We start from the raw sequence: 16293 nt of genomic DNA, 5'->3' as shown, positions 1-16293 counted from the left end.
CCGGCAGGGTATCATCGGCTCCCGTCAGAAAAGAGAATCGACAATGTCTGCAAAAACGCGCGCAATCCTGTCCGCCCTGGTGGCCTTCATATTTTACAGCTTGTGGTCATGGTGGGTGAACAGCATGGCCAGTGACGATAGCGCGCTGGTGCTGCGCAGTGCACTTTTACAGGGCAGCTACAGCGCCCTGATGACGGTTACTTTTACGGCATTACTCAACTGGACATTGAGTAAAATGAAATGTCACAAGCGCCCCCAAATTGCCGTACTGCCACCTCTGGCTTTGCAATCCGTGATGGTGGTTGTACTCAACCTGATAAACAACACCCCGGATGTGGCAGCGACAGTGGCACCCAGTATCCTGATGACCGGGATATACGGCTTTATTTACGCTCATTCATTGCTGAAGACACCTGAATACATCTGCAAATATAAGCTGGAGGGCGATGAGCAATTCCAGAGCGACTCTTCAGCTACGCCACCTTCTGCGCCTTAGGCTTAAGACTGAAATTTAACACGATAAAGCCCACACCCCCGGACAATAAGGAGCCCAGAATAATACCGAGTCGCTCGTCAAATAACGGGATAGCACCGGTTTCTTCAAACGCCAGAGAACCGATAAATAAGCTCATGGTAAAACCCACCCCGCACAACAGTGAAATACCATAGAGACTCAGAAAGGACATGCCTTTGGGCAATTTTGCCAGCCCTAATTTAATCCCCAACCAGCACAAACCAAATATACCCACCTGTTTCCCGACAAAAAGCCCGGCGGCAATGCCCAGTGGTACCGGATGTAATATCTGCTCAAAAGTCACACCTTCCAGACTGATACCGGCATTGGCAAAGGCAAAAATAGGCAGGATAAAAAACGCCACAACACCGTGCAGATCGTGCTCCATTTCCTTCAGTGGCGAGGGCTGATCCGGCTGTTGATGTTTGATGGGAATAAACATCGCAATAATGACCCCGGCTAAGGTCGCGTGCACGCCGGACTTCAACATAGCCACCCACATCACAACCCCCACAAACACATAACGACTTCGGTCAGAAATGCCACGATAATTCATAAAGCCCAGAATGGCCGTACAGATGGCGGCAACAATCAGTGCCGATACCGATATTTTACTGGTATAAAACAGCGCGATGATAATGATGGCACCCAGATCATCAAAAATGGCCAGCGAAGTCAGAAAGATTTTTAAACTCACCGGCACCCGCGAACCCAACAACGACAAAATACCCAGCGCAAACGCAATGTCTGTAGCGGCGGGAATGGCCCAGCCTTTCAGCGTGACGGGATCATGCTGATTGAAAAAATAATAAATAGCCGCCGGTACCAACATACCCCCTACGGCCCCGATAGCGGGAAACACAATATTAGCCGGATCAGATAACTCTCCCTCCAGCACTTCGCGCTTGAGCTCCAGCCCCACCAACAGGAAAAACACCGCCATTAAGCCATCGTTGATCCACAGCAACAGTGGTTTGGCTATTTCCAGTTTTCCGACCTGTACCGCCACCGGCGTATCAATCAATAAATCATACCAGGCGGACAGCGGCGTATTGGCGGCTATCATAGCCAACACAGCAGCAAACATCAGAATGATCCCGGCGGAGGATTCTTTATCTAAAAATTCTTCAATAACGGATTTTTGCATTGTCTGGTCTCCGGCTGCAGGTGTTTTCAGGGATGCTCAACATTATTTTACACTATGACTATAGCTGCCTGGTCATTAAAGCTGAATGACATTGCAGCCAGGTAGCGATTAACAGGACGTCAAAAACCCCACCAATAGCGCAGTTTCTTACGCAGTTTCAAAGAGCGGATCAGGTTGTAAGGTTTCGCTTTAAGGTGATCACGGCCCTGCTCGATGCACTGCAAGGTTGCATCCAGCACCCGTTGCGAAGATTTGCCATCCGCATAGGGGTGTAATTGCGCTACCGCATTGCTAATTTTTTCGGCCAACGCGCTTTTTGTCTCAAGCGCCTGTTGGAGCATTTCCCGCAATTGTGACGGCTCACTAAAATCCAGTAAATGTGGATCTGGCTGAGAATTGGCAAAAGTAACCACCGGCTTATTGAGCAGAGCAAACTCGGTAATGATAGATGACGTATCGGATACCATAACATCAGCGCACTGCAGCAGACCGGCAATTTCCTGTGTTTCCACCACGTTTAAATTGGCGTTTTCAATGTCCCGATATTGTTGTTGCCAGTGTGCATCCATTTTGGGATGAAACTTAACTAACCATTGCCACTGTCCGGTTTCCGACAATGCTTTAATTTGCTCAAACAATGCCGGAGCGCTGGTTAAGGCTGGGGAAAAAGTAGGTGCGAACAAAATTACCGGTCTTTGGTCTCGCTCAGGCCAGTGATAAGGTTTAGCGTTAAACAAGCTATCTATCTTCGGCCAGCCGGTTTCTATTACATCAAAATGGCGATGTGGTTGCGCTAGTTCATTAAATTTTTTGGTAAACAATGGTCCCTGAGTGCAATAGAGATCAAACATGCCGCGAATGCGAAAATGGCCCTTTTTCTTCCACTCAAAGCCGTGAAACAACTGCACTTTCAGACCGGGGATAAAGTCTGGCACCAGATTTCCGGGAATATACACCGCATCGGGATTAAACGCTTTGACCGCCGGCACATCGGGTAGCAGGGTTTCATCTTCAGCAAAATAGCTCAGATTGACATGATCCCCCTCTACAAACCAGGCCACCTGAAATCCACGTTTTTTTATCTCTGCCTGTAGTGGTCGTAAAATTTCAAATGCATAGTTTTCGGAGATATACATGAGAAACCGCCGCATTACTCAATCTCCTTAATCACTTCGATGATCTCAGTGGTGGAAACCGATGGCGTACGTGGCAGATACACCACCTCACAAATATCTTTAAACTCATCAAACCGGCCTACCCAGTCATCCCCCATCACTAGTACATCCGCTTTGGTCTCCAGGATGTACTGGCGCTTTGCCTCCAGGGAATGCTCCACAAAGACTTCGTCGACAAACTTTAAGGACCCAATGATTTCCATGCGATTGTCCAGTGAATACACCGGATTACGACCTTTTTTACTGAAGTTGAGTTCATCGGAGGACACCCCGACAATTAAATAATCCCCCTGTAATCTGGCCCGTTTTAATAATTTAACGTGACCAACATGAAAAACGTCATAGGTTCCAAAGGTGATTATTCTACGCACTCGTTACTCGCCAGTTAATAAATCGAAGGGAAAGTCCCCGCCGAAAAACACAAGGTTCAGCCTTGCCGGAACCGGTAAGAATAGCAATTCACCGGGGTGGAGAAAAGTCAGAAATGTCGCCCAGATGATGATAGCACTTTAACCCTGAGTACTTCCTGTTAGAATTGGCGGCGCATTGCACCCAGAGGATGAAACGTGAAGCGGTTAACTTTCCTGATTTTATTGAGTTTGAACGGCCAGGTATTGGCCAAAGGCGTATCACCGTACCTGCCAATCAATCTGGCACCGGAAGTGGAGCTACAAATTGAAAAGCTGATGGCAATGACCGGTGATACACCTCTCACCAGACCTTATAAAGCCACTGAATTACTGAGCCGATTAGAAACCATTCGGGACTATCACCCGGTTTTACACAGTCGTCTGACGGCTTATCTGGAACGTTATACCGAAACCATGGCCAATACCCACAGGGCGCTGGCTTTGTCGGTGAGCGATGAAAACACCCGACATCAGGAAAACAACCGGGGCGTGCAACACAATACCAATGTGGAAGTCTCAGCTGCCGGGCACATCTTTTTCAATCCCTATATTTATTTAGCGGCCGGAGCGAGCTATAACGATGAAAGCGGCAAGGCGGCCACTAATACCCATCTGAGTCTGGGCAATGAATACCTGCAACTGGACATGGGTTTTCGCGATCATTGGCTGTCGCCCATGCAGGATTCTGCAATGTTGTTAAGCACACATGCAGAAAATCCGCCATCAGTCACCCTCAGTAATTCTAGCGGGATAACAGATTTTAATATTCGCTACGAACTTTTTTATGCCAAATTTGATGAGCGAACTAACGTTAATAGTCAGGGATTGATAACCGCCGGTAAACCTGAGCTGACCGGCATGCATTTCAGTTTCAGCCCTGTGGAACGGCTGTCCATCGGACTGACACGCACCTATTACTTTGGCGGAGGCAACCGGGACGGTGGCTTTGGCATTGGTCTTAAGGGACTGTTTACCCCCTCGTCATTAGAAGATAACGCACAAGACAACAACGAACAGGGCTACGGGCAAACGGCACTGAGTGCGAAATGGAATATCGGCTTAGAAATGCCTCTGTCGGTTTACGCCGAACTTGCCCAGTATCAGCGGGATGCCCTCAGCGGAGCCGACGATACAGGCAACGCCATTTCCCTGGGGGTATTTATGCCGGTATTGTTTGAAACCATGTCGTTGCGCTACGAAATTACCGACCGGGATTCAGGCTGGTATCAGTCGGCTTTCTACGAACAGGGTTATAGCAACAAAAACGTGCTGTTAGGCCACTGGAGTGCCGATGAATTTGGCACCAGCATCAGTCCAGAGGCACTTACTCATCATGTCATGATGGACTGGGAACTGTTTGATGATCAACAGTTAGCCATCAAACTGACCCACCAAAGTATCGAAAACACCGCAGGATTGTCTGACACCTTCCAGATGAATGCCCGTTACAGCTTTGCCACGCAATATGGTTTCTGGGGTCTGGATGGTACCGTTGGCCGCGATGCCTTTGGTGAAAACTACAACCGCCTGAGCGCCTTTTACCGCTGGTAAATTTTGCGCTGATGGCTAAATTTGAAATCTTTCACATCTGTCAGCAATCAGGCTAAGCTAGACATTTAAGGATAACGGTAGAGACCCTATGAAAACAGCTGCACTTTATCCCGGCACTTTTGACCCCATCACCAATGGTCATGCCGACCTCATCGAGCGTGCTGCCAAACTCTTTTCCCGAGTCACGGTAGCCATTGCGTCAAATCCCAGCAAAAAGCCCTTATTCAGCTTAACTGAGCGGGTAGAGTTAGCGCAAAAAGTCACAGCACACCTGGGCAACGTCAGCGTTGTGGGCTTCCAGGGACTGCTGGCGGACTTTGCCAAAGAACAAAATGCCAACGTACTTATCCGGGGGCTACGGGCAGTTTCCGACTTTGAATACGAATTTCAGTTGGCCAATATGAATCGTCGCTTAAATCGCAATCTGGAAAGCGTGTTTTTGACCCCGGCTGAAGAAAACTCTTTTATCTCATCCACCCTGGTGAAAGAAGTGGCTCTGCATCGCGGCAAGGTTGATGAATTTTGCCATCCCATCGTACAGGACGCCCTGTATCAGAAGTTCCACAGCGAAGAATAAGCCAGTTTATGCCAGAGCTTCCGGAAGTCGAAACGACAAAACGCGGCATAGCGCCTCACATTCTGAACAGCAAGATAACTGATGTTATTGTGCGTCAGGCGTCGCTGCGCTGGCCTGTTCCGGATAATATCCGGGTATGCTTACAGAGCAAAACCGTCACGGCCATCGAACGGCGGGCAAAGTATTTGTTGTTGTTTTTGGATAATAATCCGCAACAGGCGTTGCTGATACATCTGGGGATGTCTGGCAGCTTGCGGATCACCCGTCAATCTGACGCCATACTCAAACACGACCATCTGGATATCGCTTTTGCAGATGGGCAGATACTGCGCTACTCAGATCCGCGCCGCTTTGGTTGCATACTGTGGCTGGATACGCCACCAGCAGAACACAAACTACTGAGTCACCTGGGGCCAGAGCCTCTGTCAGAGGCCTTTAACGGCGATTATCTGTGGCACAAGTCCCGTACCAAATCCGTGGCGGTTAAACAGTTTGTGATGGATCAAAAAGTGGTCACAGGCATCGGTAATATCTATGCCACAGAAGCCTTGTTCACCGCCGGTATTCACCCTAACAAACCCGCAGGAAAAGTCTCAAAAAGCAAATACAGCCTTTTTGTCGATGCGGCAAAGCATATATTACAACGCTCCATTACTCAGGGTGGAACGACGTTAAGAGACTTTGTTGGCGGAGATGGTAAACCCGGGTATTTTGCCCAGCAGTTGTTAGTTTATGGTCGCAAAGGCGAACCTTGCCCGCAGTGTGAAACGACGTTAAAAGAAGTTCGCTTGTCTAATCGCAGCTCGGTGTATTGCCCGGCTTGCCAGAAGTGAAACCGTCAGAGGCTCGCTATCAGGCGGGCCAACTACACAAACGCCTGTCGCATGCCCTGGCCATCTGGCTTATGTGGCAAGGTGTCTGGCATCTGGCCTTTGAATACGTCATCCGCTACCCACAATACCCCATTGCGCTACTGGTAAGCATAAAACTGATTACAGAGCTGCTGTTTTACGCTTTGCTGGCAATTTGGTTGTGCCGTGACCATAGCGCTAACCGCCTGTTTAAAATAGCCTTATTAATAGGACTGTTAAGCGTGTTTTTGTTGACGCTAAGACAATGGCTTAAAAACTGGGGAATAGAGTTATAAGGCTGGAATACGGTCAACCGGAAAAAGCTTGTCTGTTGCCACGTCTTGCGCCAGATAAAACCGTCCGTCAGACTGCAGCAAGGTACCGTTAGCCACGGAGTAAAGCTGAAATACACGCTTTTTGTCTTCACCTGCTAATAACACAGATACGATGTAAGGCGCTTGCTCAGGTGCAACATTGGTTCGCTGCACTTCCAGCATCGACCATTGCTCTGATAGTGGTACAAGGCTATTGATAGCAATATCCTCTGCCCCCTTAACGCGCCAGTCCTGTCCAATACGCTCCAGCCGGACAAACCCGAAATCTAGACTCATTATCACACTGTAGGCTGGAAACACCGGAATGACCTCGTTTGAGGGCTGCTCGCCTTCATTGATCATGTCGTTGCTGAGTGTAAACAGGTACACCATAAACAACATCGCCAGGATCACTACATTGTTCCAGGCCCGTTGACTGAGTCTAAGCATAGCGGAGGTTATTCGATTGCATTAACAGGCAGTGTAGCGCCTGCACAGAAAAAGAGAAGTTTTTCAGCAGGATAACGCAAAAAACCCGGCTTAAACCGGGTTTTTCGGGAGACAAAAACCAAAAAGATTACTTAATCTTTGCTTCCTTAAAAAGCACGTGTTTGCGAACAACTGGATCATACTTTTTGATTTCCATTTTGCCCGGCATGTTACGCTTGTTTTTGTCTGTCGTGTAGTAATAGCCTGTGTTAGCTGTAGATACTAATTTGATTTTATCGCGCATTACTCAGACTCCTTAAACTTTTTCGCCGCGAGCACGCATTTCAGTTAATACTGAATCGATGCCTTTTTTATCGATAATACGCATGCCTTTAGTAGAAACACGCAGTTTAACGAAACGGTTTTCAGACTCAACCCAAAAACGGTGAGATTGTAGATTTGGCAAAAAGCGACGACGCGTTGCGTTGTTCGCGTGAGAACGGTTGTTACCTACCGCAGGGCGTTTGCCAGTAACTTGACATACTCTGGACATTGTTGTTGTCTCCAAAAATTACTTACTTTACCCGACCTCATATATCCGACATTCAGCCGCTGGTCAGAAGATGCTCATACAAGAGGGCGCACTTTATACAGTATAAAAACGCCAGATTCAAGTAAAAGTTAGTATAAAGGGCTATTTTCAGCACTTTAGGCTGTATTTAACCGTTATAACATTCCGCGCTCTGCCATCGAGGTATGACGCCCGTCGCCCACCACAATATGGTCTAATACCCGAATATCCAGCAATGCCATGGCGTCAACGATACGTTGCGTAATTTGCCGGTCTGCGCTACTGGGCTCTGAAATACCGGACGGGTGATTGTGTGCCAAAATTACCGCCGCGGCATTGTGAGCGATAGCCAGTTTCACCAATTCCCTGGGATAGACCGGCGCGGCATTAATAGTACCAAAAAACACCGGCTGAAAGTGCAAAAACTGATGCTGTGAATCCAGCAACAGAACAGCAAAAACCTCCTGGGTGTAATGGGTCATACGACGGCTGATAAAGTCCATGGTATAAGCAGACGAAGTAAACTGCGGTTTTTGCTCCGGATCTGATTCAAAATAACGGCGAGATAACTCCAGTACTGCCTGCAACTGCACAAATTTAGCGGTACCCAATCCCTTAGCCTGACAAAAATGCGGGTGACTGGCTGACATCAACCTTTTTAATGAACCAAACTCGGCTAATAATTGCCGGGCCAAATCCACTACATTAAAACCGGGAATCCCGGTGCGCAAAAAAATAGCTAAGAGCTCCGCATCAGAAAGCGATTGAGGGCCCAGATTGAGCAGTTTTTCACGGGGTCTTTCGGCCTCTGGCCATTGTGACATTTTCATAGATACATTCCATGTAGTGTTAGTGCTAATTATTATGAAAAATAGTACGGGTTACCGATGAATAATAATTATTATCAAAGCAGTTCCTCTGCTTTCATGGTAATCTACATAATTAGTCGAAAAAGAACAATAGTATTTCTGCTATGGGATCCTTGCTCAACACCAATATCTTATTGGGCGTAACCGGGGGTATTGCCGCCTACAAAACCCCCGACTTAGTTCGAAAATTGAAGGCTAAAGGTGCTAATGTACGGGTTGTATTAACCCAGTCAGCGAAAGAATTTGTCTCCCCTTTATCGCTTCAGGCGGTTTCTGGCAACAGCGTTTCCGACGATTTACTGGACCCCGCGGCAGAAGCCGCAATGGGTCATATTGAGCTGGCCAAATGGGCCGACCTGCTGATCATTGCTCCGGCCACGGCCAATACCATTGCGAAACTGGCCCACGGCCTGGCAGACGATCTGTTAACCACTTTGGTGCTGGCTACAACAGCCCCGGTGCACATAGCTCCTGCCATGAATCAACAAATGTGGCACGCCACAGCGACTCAGGACAATCTGGCAATACTCGGCCGTCGTGGCGTCACTATTATTGCCCCTGATCAGGGTGAACAGGCCTGTGGTGATGTGGGACCCGGACGCATGCCGGAACCTCAGGACATTGCGGATCGGTTAGACGAGCTGCCGGCGCAAGGATTGCTGCAAGGGGTCAAAGTTGTTATCACCGCCGGACCAACGCGGGAACACATCGATCCGGTGCGTTACATGAGCAATCACAGTTCTGGCAAGATGGGTTATGCTGTCGCTTCGGCAGCTCAGCAGATGGGTGCCTCTGTCGTGCTGGTTTCCGGACCGGTTAATCTGCCTCCCCCATCAGGTGTAACAGTGCAAAAGGTAACCACCGCAGAAGAGATGCTCGCTGCCGTTATGGCCGAAACCCAGGACTGTGATATCTTTATTGGCTGTGCCGCTGTCGCCGATTATCGACCCAGCCAGGTAGTTGATCAAAAAATCAAAAAGAGCAATACTGAGTTAACACTTACTTTTGTTAAGAATCCCGATATACTGACATCTGTCGCGGCTCTCCCCAGGCCACCTTTTACCGTAGGCTTCGCCGCAGAAACTCAAAATGTTGCACAATATGCCAAAGATAAACTGGCTCGCAAAAAGCTGGATTTAATTGCAGCCAATGATGTTTCACGCCAGGATATCGGCTTTAACAGCGAGCAAAACGCCCTGACCCTCTACTGGGCCAACGGTGAAAAACAATTGGATAAAGCCAGTAAGAGCCAAATTGCGATGCAATTGATGGCATCAATTACACAACAGTATCACCAGAAAAAACAATAACATGCACAAGATTGACCTTAAAATTTTAGATCCCAGACTGGGCAACGAGTTTCCTCTTCCGGAATACGCGACACCAGGATCGGCCGGTATGGACCTGCGAGCCTGTCTGGACGCTCCACTGACGTTAGCGCCAGGGCAAACCGAACTCATTCCCACCGGACTGGCTATGTACATCGGTGATCCGGGGTTGTGCGCCACCATTTTACCGCGCTCCGGACTGGGCCATAAAAAAGGTCTGGTGCTGGGCAATTTAGTCGGTCTGATTGATTCTGATTACCAGGGACAGCTTATGGTGTCGGTCTGGAATCGGGGTCAGCAAAGTCAGGAAATAAAGCCTGGCGAACGCATTGCGCAGCTGGTTATTCTGCCGGTGATTCAGGCGCAGTTTGAAGTTGTTGAAGAGTTTACAGAAAGCGAACGGGGTCAGGGGGGCTTTGGCTCGTCTGGCACACATTAATTCAGGGACACGATTTATTCCAGGTTATTACTATGCCAGCTACTCGTAAGAACAATCGCAAAGCGCAAATATTACAATCACTCGCCGTCATGTTAGAAACCCACCATGGGCAACGCATCACAACCGCCAAGTTAGCCGAAAAAGTCGGTGTTTCTGAGGCCGCGTTGTATCGTCACTTTCCCAGCAAAGCGCGGATGTTTGAAGGATTAATAGAGTTCATTGAAGAAACCTTGTTTAGCCGCATCAATAAAATCGTTGATGAAGAAAAGGATACCGGAAGTCGCTGCCAGCTTATCCTGCATCTTATTCTGGGCTTCGCTGAGAAAAATCCCGGGATTACCCGAATTTTAAATGGCGATGCCTTGCAAGGCGAACAGGAGCGTTTACGCACCCGCATCGCACAATTGTTTGAGCGCCTGGAAACCCAATTGCGACAAATACTGAGGGAGCGCAAATTGCGCGAAGGCAAAGCCCTGCCCGCTGATGAAACCTTGATCGCCAATATTCTCATCTGTTACGTAGATGGCCGCATCAACCAATTTGTGCGTTCAGAATTTAGTGCCAGACCGACTGATGGCTTTGGTGCGCAGTGGAAGTTTATGCGGGAACGCTTTTTTGGCTAACCGGATACCATCCTGAAATCACCAAAAAGGGCTGCAATTGCAGCCCTTTTTATGTGCTTAATGCCCTCTACCTTGATTAACGACCAAAGGTATTGCCAAAGAAGCTGTCGGCATTCCAGGTGGGTTTATTGTCCTGATTTGCAATGGTCTGGCCGATCTGGATGTTCACTTCGGCAAACTTAACTGCCGCTTTCCAGTTAAATTCGTCCGAGTACTCATCGCAGGGCTTGTGATAACACTTACCAAAGAACTCCCCGAATTTCTTACCGCCGTCCACTTCGGGATCAACTGCGGTCCAGCCAGGGATAACAAATACCGAAGGCACACCTTGCTTTACAAAGCTGTAGTGATCCGAACGGGTAAAAATCGCCTGATCCGGCATAGGATCCGGTCCCAACGTCAGATCGTGATATTCGGCAGCAGCGGTCACTGAGGCTTTCAGACTGCTGTGCTCCGCACCAAAAGCAATAACATCAGCAAATTCATAGGTCAGTACCGGCATATCCAGATTGACATTAGCCACGATAGATTCGATGGGTACTGTGGGGTTTTGCGCATAATAGTCTGAGCCCAACAGGCCTTTCTCTTCACCGGTGACCGCTACAAACAGGATAGAACGCTTGGGTGCCGGTGCCTGCGTCAACAGACGAGCGGTTTCCAGCAGTACGGCTGTACCACTGGCGTTGTCCAGAGCGCCGTTGTTGATTTTGTCTTCTTCAACCGTTTTAGCAATACCAATGTGATCGTGATGGGCCGAAAACGAAACGTACTCAGCGGCTAATGTCGGGTCACTGCCCGGTAAGATGGCCACCACATTCGGGCTGGTGATCTCTTTGAATTCGCTTTTCTTGCTCAGCGCGATACTGGATTTCATAGCGAAGGCTTTAGGCGACTTGTCTTCTTCCAGCTCAGCATAGATATCGTCAAGCGTCATCTGCTCATCGGCAAATAACATTTTGGCTGTATCCGGGCTCAGTGAAGCCCCATTTTTAAGCTCTGCAAAGGTATTGGCGGGTGTGCCATCGTCTTTCAACCAACGCACTCTGGGCACGTGGATGTAACTCAGGGAGCGCTCATAAGGTCGAGCCTTTTCACTGCGCGGCGTGGGGATCACTATGGTGCCCTTAGCGCCGTTTTCTGCAGCGTATTTACCTTTCTGATAACCGGATGCAAAGTGCGCCCCTTCCTCGCTGGGGAAAGACTGAGGCTTGCCGGACAGCATCACCACAATTTTGTCTTTTACATCAATATCGGCATAGTCGTTGTGATTCAGCTCTGGCGCAATAATGCCGTAGCCCACAAACACCAGGTCACCGGTAACCTCAGCCACTTCAGAGGTTGAACTTGGGCTGACCAGAAATTCCTTGGGATACTTTAGTTCCGTAGTTTCGCCACCTTTGTTCAGCAGAAACCTGGGCGAGTCCTGATCCAGAAATGACTGGCGGAATGTCACCCGCTGCATGTAAGAGCCGTTATCACCGGCGGGTTGCAAACCATATTGTTCAAATTGCGAGGCAATATATAAGGAGGCAATTTCTAACCCTTTTGAACCGGTATCGCGGCCTTCCAGCAAATCGTGAGATAAAAAGCGTAAATGGGCTTTAATGCGATCTTCATCAGCCTGCAACATTTCCGCATGACCCGGGGCGCTCAGCAGCGAACCCAGTAACAGATAGAGTGTAAATCTTAGTTTTTTCATAGAGGTTTATTCTTTCAAGAAACGGTTATTTTTCTGGCCTGTCAGACCTTGTTATACAGGAACTCCCTGGTTCCTACATTATGGCATAAGTTTATCTTTTTCCAGCTTGACAGTCATTGTTGATAATTTATCCTTAGAGAACAGCTGTTCTTAGGACCTGCCGATTTTGTCACAGGTCTTTTATGCCTGTAGCGCTGTTGCACAATTAAAACGCGTTTGTATAGAACAAAAATCATATTAGAAAGGTCAACAGGCCCTTCCAGGAAACGACAAATGGCGAGAAGACCACAATATAATGTCGACGAAGTATTAACAGAGGCCATCCAGATATTTCTGGAGCATGGCTTTAACGGCGCGGTCATGGATGAAATCATAGCGCGCACCGGCTTTAACCGACGCGGCTTTTATCTGGAATTTGGCTCCAAACAACAGTTCCTTTATCAGGTGCTGGAGCACTATCAAAAAACGGTACTGCATCAGGCCATCAGTCATCTGGAGAACAACAAGGGACTGGTTTCTATTACGGCCTTCTTCAAGCAGTATATCGCGCTGGTGAAAGGCAAAGGTTGCCTGTTGGTCAATACAGTGACAGAGTTAGGTTTTGATGACAAGCAAGTCAAAAGTATTGGCCGGCACTATATCGACCAGCTTGAAATTGGCTTTATTGGCTGCCTTGAGCGCGCCATCGAGCACCAACAGGTGCGCGCAGATATCAATATTGAAGCCACGGCATTACAACTTTGTAATTACGTGCAGGGTTTTGCGGTAACCGGAATCCTGGCGGGTGCCACGGATGAACTGGAATTAGCCACAGAGGCGTTATTAGGGCCACTGGCCGCCTAGAAGGTTTATATGACAGAATTTAAGCGTGCTCGCGGAGCAAAAGAAAAAGAAGTCAGACGCAAGGCCATACTGGCATCGGCGATAAATCTGTATCAAAACAACCCCGGCGTCTTACCCACTACCGCGCAAATTGGTAAAGATGCGGGGGTAGCCAAAGGAACGCTGTATCTGTATTTCCGCAGCAAAGAAGAAATTTTTCTCGCAATTCTGGAAGAGTATCACCTCAACTGGCTGAAAACCTTTCACAAATACGGTCAGCTTGATGAATCTATTATGCTGACGTTATTAGACACGGGCTGTGCCTACATGGAAGAGAACCCGGTATTCATGCAATTAGCCTGTATGAGCACCAGCGTGATCGAACAGAATGTCGATTACAAAGTGCTGCTGGCCCACAAAAATGAACAGGCCAAAGCCACAAAAGCCGCAGCCCGATCCATTTCGGCCATGCTGCCTACGCTGGAAGAAGAAGAAGCCGCTGCGCTCATCGTACGCAGTTATGCGATGCTCCTGGGCTTGTGGCAACTGTCTCACCCTACCGATAACATTGCGAAAGTCCTGATGTCTCCCAGCCTGCAAGTTCTGAAACCCGATTTCAGCACCTCGGCCCGACATGCTTTGGAGCAGTTGTGGCGAGCCACCATCATCAATAATAAACCGGAAAAAAGTGGTATCTGGAAAAAGCTGTTTTCTTCGTGATGATCTCTTGAAAAGTTCAAAATTAGCGCCATTTCCAGGCTAACCTTAATTTACAGCACTGATTGCACGACCTCACAGGTCGGGCGGAGAATATGAGCGAAAAACAACCTTTATACCGAATTCAGTTTATTGCCAACAATGAACGTTACGAGCTTTATGTTCGTGAATTAACTCAGGGCAGCTTATTTGGTTTTATCGAAATCGGTGACTTTGTCTGGGACAACCACACCAGTCTGGTAGTGGATCCCAGCCATGAAAAGTTAAAATCAGAGTACGCCAATGTAAATCGCACTTACATTCCGCTGCACAGCGTATTAAAAATTGATGAAGTCAACAAACAGGGAACCGCCAAAATCACAGACCTGGGCGATAAGGTTACGCCCTTTCCTTCTCCGATTTACACCCCAAAAAACTAATTCCTTCACGCTGAATTGGTATTTCGCGGCAGGTGGCTTACACTAGGCCATCTGCAAATTAACCAAATAATAACAATGAAACATCTACTGTTAATCCTGCTACTACTCGGTGGCAGCAGCTTTGCTGCGGAACAAAATAAACTGGACAAATTATTAGAGACTATCTGGACATGGGAACTGCAAAATAGTCCGGTAATGGCCACCCGATTTGGCGTAGAGCAGGAAACCGGGCAGCTGGCGGATCTCTCCCCGGAAAACCTGGCCAGGCAACAACAGCAAGCCTTGCAATTCATGCAACAGTTAAACGCAATAGATAAGGCGCAACTGGATGTATCAGCCCAGATATCCCACTCCATTCAGACATTGCGCCTGCAAAATCACATCGATGAATATCGTTTTAATGGGCATTATTTACCCTTTACTTCTGAATCTGGCTTTTACAGTAGTTTGGCATTTTTGCCCAATACCCATAAATTTAACAGCGCTGCGGACTTCGAATTTTATCTGCAACGGCTCAGCGATTTTCCCCGCTACTTTGAACAACAAACTCACTGGTTAAAAGCGGGCCTTAAATCCGGAATGACTCAGCCCAGAGAAGTGCTGGATATCGTACCTCAGTTGGTGAAAAACTTTATTCATGAGAACCCAACAGAAAGCCTTTACTACAAACCTTTTGCGAAAGAGTCCGTAGCCTTTATGGATAATGCACAATGGCTGGCCTTGCAAAAAGAAGCGCAACAGGTGATCTCCAACAAGGTGATTGTGGCCTATCAAAAGCTGCATGTTTTTCTCAATGAACAATACCTGCCTGGCGCTAAACAAACCTTAGGGGCAATCAGCTGGCCCGATGGTGACGCTTATTATCAAAATCGTGCGGCGTATTACACGACAACGAATCTGACGGCTGATGAAATCCACCAGCTGGGATTGAGTGAAGTAAAACGCATTCGCGATGAAATGCAGCAGGTTATTGCCGCCCTGGAATACGAAGGTGAACTGGCCGACTTTATTCACTTCCTGAGAACAGATCCGCAGTTTTACGCCAAAACCGAAGATGAACTTCTGCGTTATGCTGCCTATTTGTCCAAACGCATTGATGCCAAACTGCCTAAGCTGTTTTCCTACTTGCCCAGAACCCCTTATGGTGTGGCTCCGGTGCCGGAAAATATCGCGCCGAATTATACCACCGGGCGCTACATATCCCCCTCCAATGATACCGAACCGGGTTATTACTGGGTAAACACCTATGCACTGGATAAGCGCCCACTGTATGCGCTGCCGGCACTGACATTGCACGAAGCCGTGCCGGGTCATCACCTGCAAATTGCCCTGTCACAGGAGCTGGAGGATTTACCCAATGTCAGACGCTACACCTATATTTCAGCATTTGGTGAGGGTTGGGGCCTGTATTCAGAGTACCTGGGCAAAGAAGTGGATTTTTACGAGACCCTGTATGATGAGTTTGGTCGTTTGAGTTATGAGATGTGGCGCGCTACCCGACTGGTAGTGGATACCGGCATTCACACCAAAGGCTGGACTCGTCAGCAAGCTGTGAACTACATGTTGGAGAATACCGCTTTATCAGAGCACAATGTGCGTACCGAAGTGGACCGCTACATTACCTGGCCGGCTCAGGCCCTGTCTTACAAAATTGGAGAGCTAACCATAAAGCGCTTAAGAGAGTCAGCAGAAGACAGACTGGGTGATCAGTTTGATGTGCGTGAATTTCACAAGGCCGTCCTGGAGCATGGCTCTGTGCCACTGACAACGCTGGAAACCAACATTGAACGCTTCATAACAACGCAACTTGGCAAAAATCAGTAAGTCTGGTTGAGTTT

20 protein-coding genes are annotated in these 16293 nt (G+C 48.2%); 12 read left to right on the top strand and 8 right to left on the bottom strand.

Annotated elements, in window-relative coordinates; translation table 11 throughout:
* Positions 1 to 43 precede the first annotated feature (43 nt).
* Positions 44 to 496: a hypothetical protein gene (locus LJ740_RS13740; RefSeq protein ID WP_229529684.1), complete on the top strand. Its 453-nt coding sequence runs from the start codon at positions 44 to 46 to the stop codon at positions 494 to 496.
* Here the strand turns inward: LJ740_RS13740 and nhaA are convergent.
* The 3 genes from nhaA to LJ740_RS13725 form a co-directional block, all read right to left on the bottom strand.
* Positions 474 to 1661: a Na+/H+ antiporter NhaA gene (gene nhaA / locus LJ740_RS13735; RefSeq protein ID WP_229529683.1), complete on the bottom strand. Its 1188-nt coding sequence runs from the start codon at positions 1659 to 1661 to the stop codon at positions 474 to 476. The two genes, LJ740_RS13740 and nhaA, sit on opposite strands and share 23 nt — an antisense overlap.
* 119 nt (positions 1662 to 1780) lie before the next feature.
* The gene (locus tag LJ740_RS13730; protein ID WP_229529682.1) at positions 1781 to 2812 is read right to left on the bottom strand and encodes a CDP-glycerol glycerophosphotransferase family protein; all 1032 of its coding nucleotides are present in this window, start codon (positions 2810 to 2812) and stop codon (positions 1781 to 1783) included.
* On the bottom strand, positions 2812 to 3207 hold the full coding sequence (locus tag LJ740_RS13725; RefSeq protein ID WP_229529681.1) for an adenylyltransferase/cytidyltransferase family protein: 396 nt from the start codon (positions 3205 to 3207) through the stop codon (positions 2812 to 2814). The genes LJ740_RS13730 and LJ740_RS13725 overlap by 1 nt, the downstream gene beginning before the upstream one ends.
* A 195-nt stretch (positions 3208 to 3402) precedes the next feature.
* Between LJ740_RS13725 and LJ740_RS13720 the strand changes: the two genes are divergently transcribed.
* The 4 genes from LJ740_RS13720 (at position 3403) to LJ740_RS13705 (ending at position 6521) form a co-directional block, all read left to right on the top strand.
* The gene (locus tag LJ740_RS13720) at positions 3403 to 4797 is read left to right on the top strand and encodes a capsule assembly Wzi family protein (RefSeq protein WP_229529680.1); all 1395 of its coding nucleotides are present in this window, start codon (positions 3403 to 3405) and stop codon (positions 4795 to 4797) included.
* Between the two features lie 88 nt (positions 4798 to 4885).
* Positions 4886 to 5374 carry a pantetheine-phosphate adenylyltransferase gene (gene coaD, locus LJ740_RS13715; protein WP_229529679.1) on the top strand — a complete coding sequence of 163 codons (489 nt, stop codon included), beginning with the start codon at positions 4886 to 4888 and terminating at the stop codon, positions 5372 to 5374.
* A gap of 8 nt (positions 5375 to 5382) precedes the next feature.
* Positions 5383 to 6207, top strand: coding sequence for a bifunctional DNA-formamidopyrimidine glycosylase/DNA-(apurinic or apyrimidinic site) lyase (gene mutM, locus LJ740_RS13710; RefSeq protein WP_229529678.1), 825 nt, complete (start codon positions 5383 to 5385; stop codon positions 6205 to 6207).
* Entirely contained in the window at positions 6195 to 6521 is a 327-nt protein-coding gene (locus LJ740_RS13705) for a hypothetical protein (RefSeq protein ID WP_229529677.1), read from the top strand. The genes mutM and LJ740_RS13705 overlap by 13 nt, the downstream gene beginning before the upstream one ends.
* Here LJ740_RS13705 and LJ740_RS13700 read toward each other — a convergent pair.
* The 4 genes from LJ740_RS13700 to radC all read right to left on the bottom strand — a co-directional run bounded on the left by LJ740_RS13700 (position 6516) and on the right by radC (position 8369).
* A complete protein-coding gene (locus tag LJ740_RS13700) occupies positions 6516 to 6989 on the bottom strand; it encodes a hypothetical protein (RefSeq protein WP_229529676.1) in 474 nt (157 codons plus the stop codon). The genes LJ740_RS13705 and LJ740_RS13700 overlap by 6 nt on opposite strands.
* Before the next feature lie 127 nt (positions 6990 to 7116).
* On the bottom strand, positions 7117 to 7272 hold the full coding sequence (gene rpmG, locus LJ740_RS13695) for a 50S ribosomal protein L33 (RefSeq protein WP_229529675.1): 156 nt from the start codon (positions 7270 to 7272) through the stop codon (positions 7117 to 7119).
* A gap of 12 nt (positions 7273 to 7284) precedes the next feature.
* The gene (gene rpmB / locus LJ740_RS13690) at positions 7285 to 7521 is read right to left on the bottom strand and encodes a 50S ribosomal protein L28 (RefSeq protein ID WP_229529674.1); all 237 of its coding nucleotides are present in this window, start codon (positions 7519 to 7521) and stop codon (positions 7285 to 7287) included.
* A gap of 173 nt (positions 7522 to 7694) precedes the next feature.
* Positions 7695 to 8369 (bottom strand): RadC family protein, encoded by a 675-nt coding sequence (radC, locus tag LJ740_RS13685; RefSeq protein WP_229529673.1) that lies wholly within the window; start codon positions 8367 to 8369, stop codon positions 7695 to 7697.
* A gap of 143 nt (positions 8370 to 8512) precedes the next feature.
* Here radC and coaBC point away from each other — a divergent pair, with 143 nt between their 5' ends.
* Genes coaBC through slmA form a run of 3 tightly spaced genes read left to right on the top strand, consistent with a single transcriptional unit; the run spans position 8513 to position 10798 of the window.
* Positions 8513 to 9718: a bifunctional phosphopantothenoylcysteine decarboxylase/phosphopantothenate--cysteine ligase CoaBC gene (coaBC, locus tag LJ740_RS13680; RefSeq protein WP_229529672.1), complete on the top strand. Its 1206-nt coding sequence runs from the start codon at positions 8513 to 8515 to the stop codon at positions 9716 to 9718.
* A gap of 1 nt (position 9719) precedes the next feature.
* On the top strand, positions 9720 to 10175 hold the full coding sequence (gene dut / locus LJ740_RS13675; protein ID WP_229529671.1) for a dUTP diphosphatase: 456 nt from the start codon (positions 9720 to 9722) through the stop codon (positions 10173 to 10175).
* Positions 10176 to 10207: 32 nt separating this feature from the next.
* Entirely contained in the window at positions 10208 to 10798 is a 591-nt protein-coding gene (gene slmA, locus LJ740_RS13670) for a nucleoid occlusion factor SlmA (RefSeq protein WP_229529670.1), read from the top strand.
* A 76-nt stretch (positions 10799 to 10874) separates the two neighbouring features.
* On the opposite strand, the gene LJ740_RS13665 is transcribed toward slmA, so the two are convergent.
* Positions 10875 to 12497: a M28 family metallopeptidase gene (locus LJ740_RS13665; RefSeq protein WP_377307065.1), complete on the bottom strand. Its 1623-nt coding sequence runs from the start codon at positions 12495 to 12497 to the stop codon at positions 10875 to 10877.
* A 273-nt stretch (positions 12498 to 12770) separates the two neighbouring features.
* Between LJ740_RS13665 and LJ740_RS13660 the strand changes: the two genes are divergently transcribed.
* The 4 genes from LJ740_RS13660 (at position 12771) to LJ740_RS13645 (ending at position 16279) form a co-directional block, all read left to right on the top strand.
* Complete coding sequence (locus LJ740_RS13660) at positions 12771 to 13340, top strand: TetR/AcrR family transcriptional regulator (RefSeq protein WP_229529669.1); 570 nt, start codon at positions 12771 to 12773, stop codon at positions 13338 to 13340.
* Positions 13341 to 13349: 9 nt separating this feature from the next.
* Positions 13350 to 14039, top strand: a complete 690-nt coding sequence (locus LJ740_RS13655; protein ID WP_229529668.1) for a TetR/AcrR family transcriptional regulator — start codon at positions 13350 to 13352, stop codon at positions 14037 to 14039.
* Positions 14040 to 14131: 92 nt separating this feature from the next.
* Positions 14132 to 14455: a DUF1820 family protein gene (locus LJ740_RS13650; protein WP_229529667.1), complete on the top strand. Its 324-nt coding sequence runs from the start codon at positions 14132 to 14134 to the stop codon at positions 14453 to 14455.
* Positions 14456 to 14530: 75 nt separating this feature from the next.
* Positions 14531 to 16279: a DUF885 domain-containing protein gene (locus LJ740_RS13645; RefSeq protein ID WP_229529666.1), complete on the top strand. Its 1749-nt coding sequence runs from the start codon at positions 14531 to 14533 to the stop codon at positions 16277 to 16279.
* Positions 16280 to 16293: the final 14 nt, after the last annotated feature.

It is taken from the genome of Planctobacterium marinum (assembly GCF_020687805.1).
In the GTDB taxonomy this organism is placed as follows: Bacteria; Pseudomonadota; Gammaproteobacteria; order Enterobacterales; family Alteromonadaceae; genus Planctobacterium; species Planctobacterium marinum.
The sequence above is the reverse complement of the archived record's forward strand: the minus strand, read 5'-3'. Positions and strand labels throughout refer to the sequence as shown.

Bases quoted from the DNA above. Each gene is read 5' to 3' on its own strand.
- LJ740_RS13740 (WP_229529684.1), top strand. From the start codon at position 44: ATGTCTGCAAAAACGCGCGCAATCCTGTCCGCCCTGGTGGCCTTCATA.
- nhaA (WP_229529683.1), bottom strand. From the start codon at position 1,661: ATGCAAAAATCCGTTATTGAAGAATTTTTAGATAAAGAATCCTCCGCC.
- LJ740_RS13730 (WP_229529682.1), bottom strand. From the start codon at position 2,812: ATGCGGCGGTTTCTCATGTATATCTCCGAAAACTATGCATTTGAAATT.
- coaD (WP_229529679.1), top strand. From the start codon at position 4,886: ATGAAAACAGCTGCACTTTATCCCGGCACTTTTGACCCCATCACCAAT.
- mutM (WP_229529678.1), top strand. From the start codon at position 5,383: ATGCCAGAGCTTCCGGAAGTCGAAACGACAAAACGCGGCATAGCGCCT.
- LJ740_RS13700 (WP_229529676.1), bottom strand. From the start codon at position 6,989: ATGCTTAGACTCAGTCAACGGGCCTGGAACAATGTAGTGATCCTGGCG.
- rpmG (WP_229529675.1), bottom strand. From the start codon at position 7,272: ATGCGCGATAAAATCAAATTAGTATCTACAGCTAACACAGGCTATTAC.
- rpmB (WP_229529674.1), bottom strand. From the start codon at position 7,521: ATGTCCAGAGTATGTCAAGTTACTGGCAAACGCCCTGCGGTAGGTAAC.
- radC (WP_229529673.1), bottom strand. From the start codon at position 8,369: ATGAAAATGTCACAATGGCCAGAGGCCGAAAGACCCCGTGAAAAACTG.
- coaBC (WP_229529672.1), top strand. From the start codon at position 8,513: ATGGGATCCTTGCTCAACACCAATATCTTATTGGGCGTAACCGGGGGT.
- dut (WP_229529671.1), top strand. From the start codon at position 9,720: ATGCACAAGATTGACCTTAAAATTTTAGATCCCAGACTGGGCAACGAG.
- slmA (WP_229529670.1), top strand. From the start codon at position 10,208: ATGCCAGCTACTCGTAAGAACAATCGCAAAGCGCAAATATTACAATCA.
- LJ740_RS13665 (WP_377307065.1), bottom strand. From the start codon at position 12,497: ATGAAAAAACTAAGATTTACACTCTATCTGTTACTGGGTTCGCTGCTG.
- LJ740_RS13660 (WP_229529669.1), top strand. From the start codon at position 12,771: ATGGCGAGAAGACCACAATATAATGTCGACGAAGTATTAACAGAGGCC.
- LJ740_RS13655 (WP_229529668.1), top strand. From the start codon at position 13,350: ATGACAGAATTTAAGCGTGCTCGCGGAGCAAAAGAAAAAGAAGTCAGA.
- LJ740_RS13650 (WP_229529667.1), top strand. From the start codon at position 14,132: ATGAGCGAAAAACAACCTTTATACCGAATTCAGTTTATTGCCAACAAT.
- LJ740_RS13645 (WP_229529666.1), top strand. From the start codon at position 14,531: ATGAAACATCTACTGTTAATCCTGCTACTACTCGGTGGCAGCAGCTTT.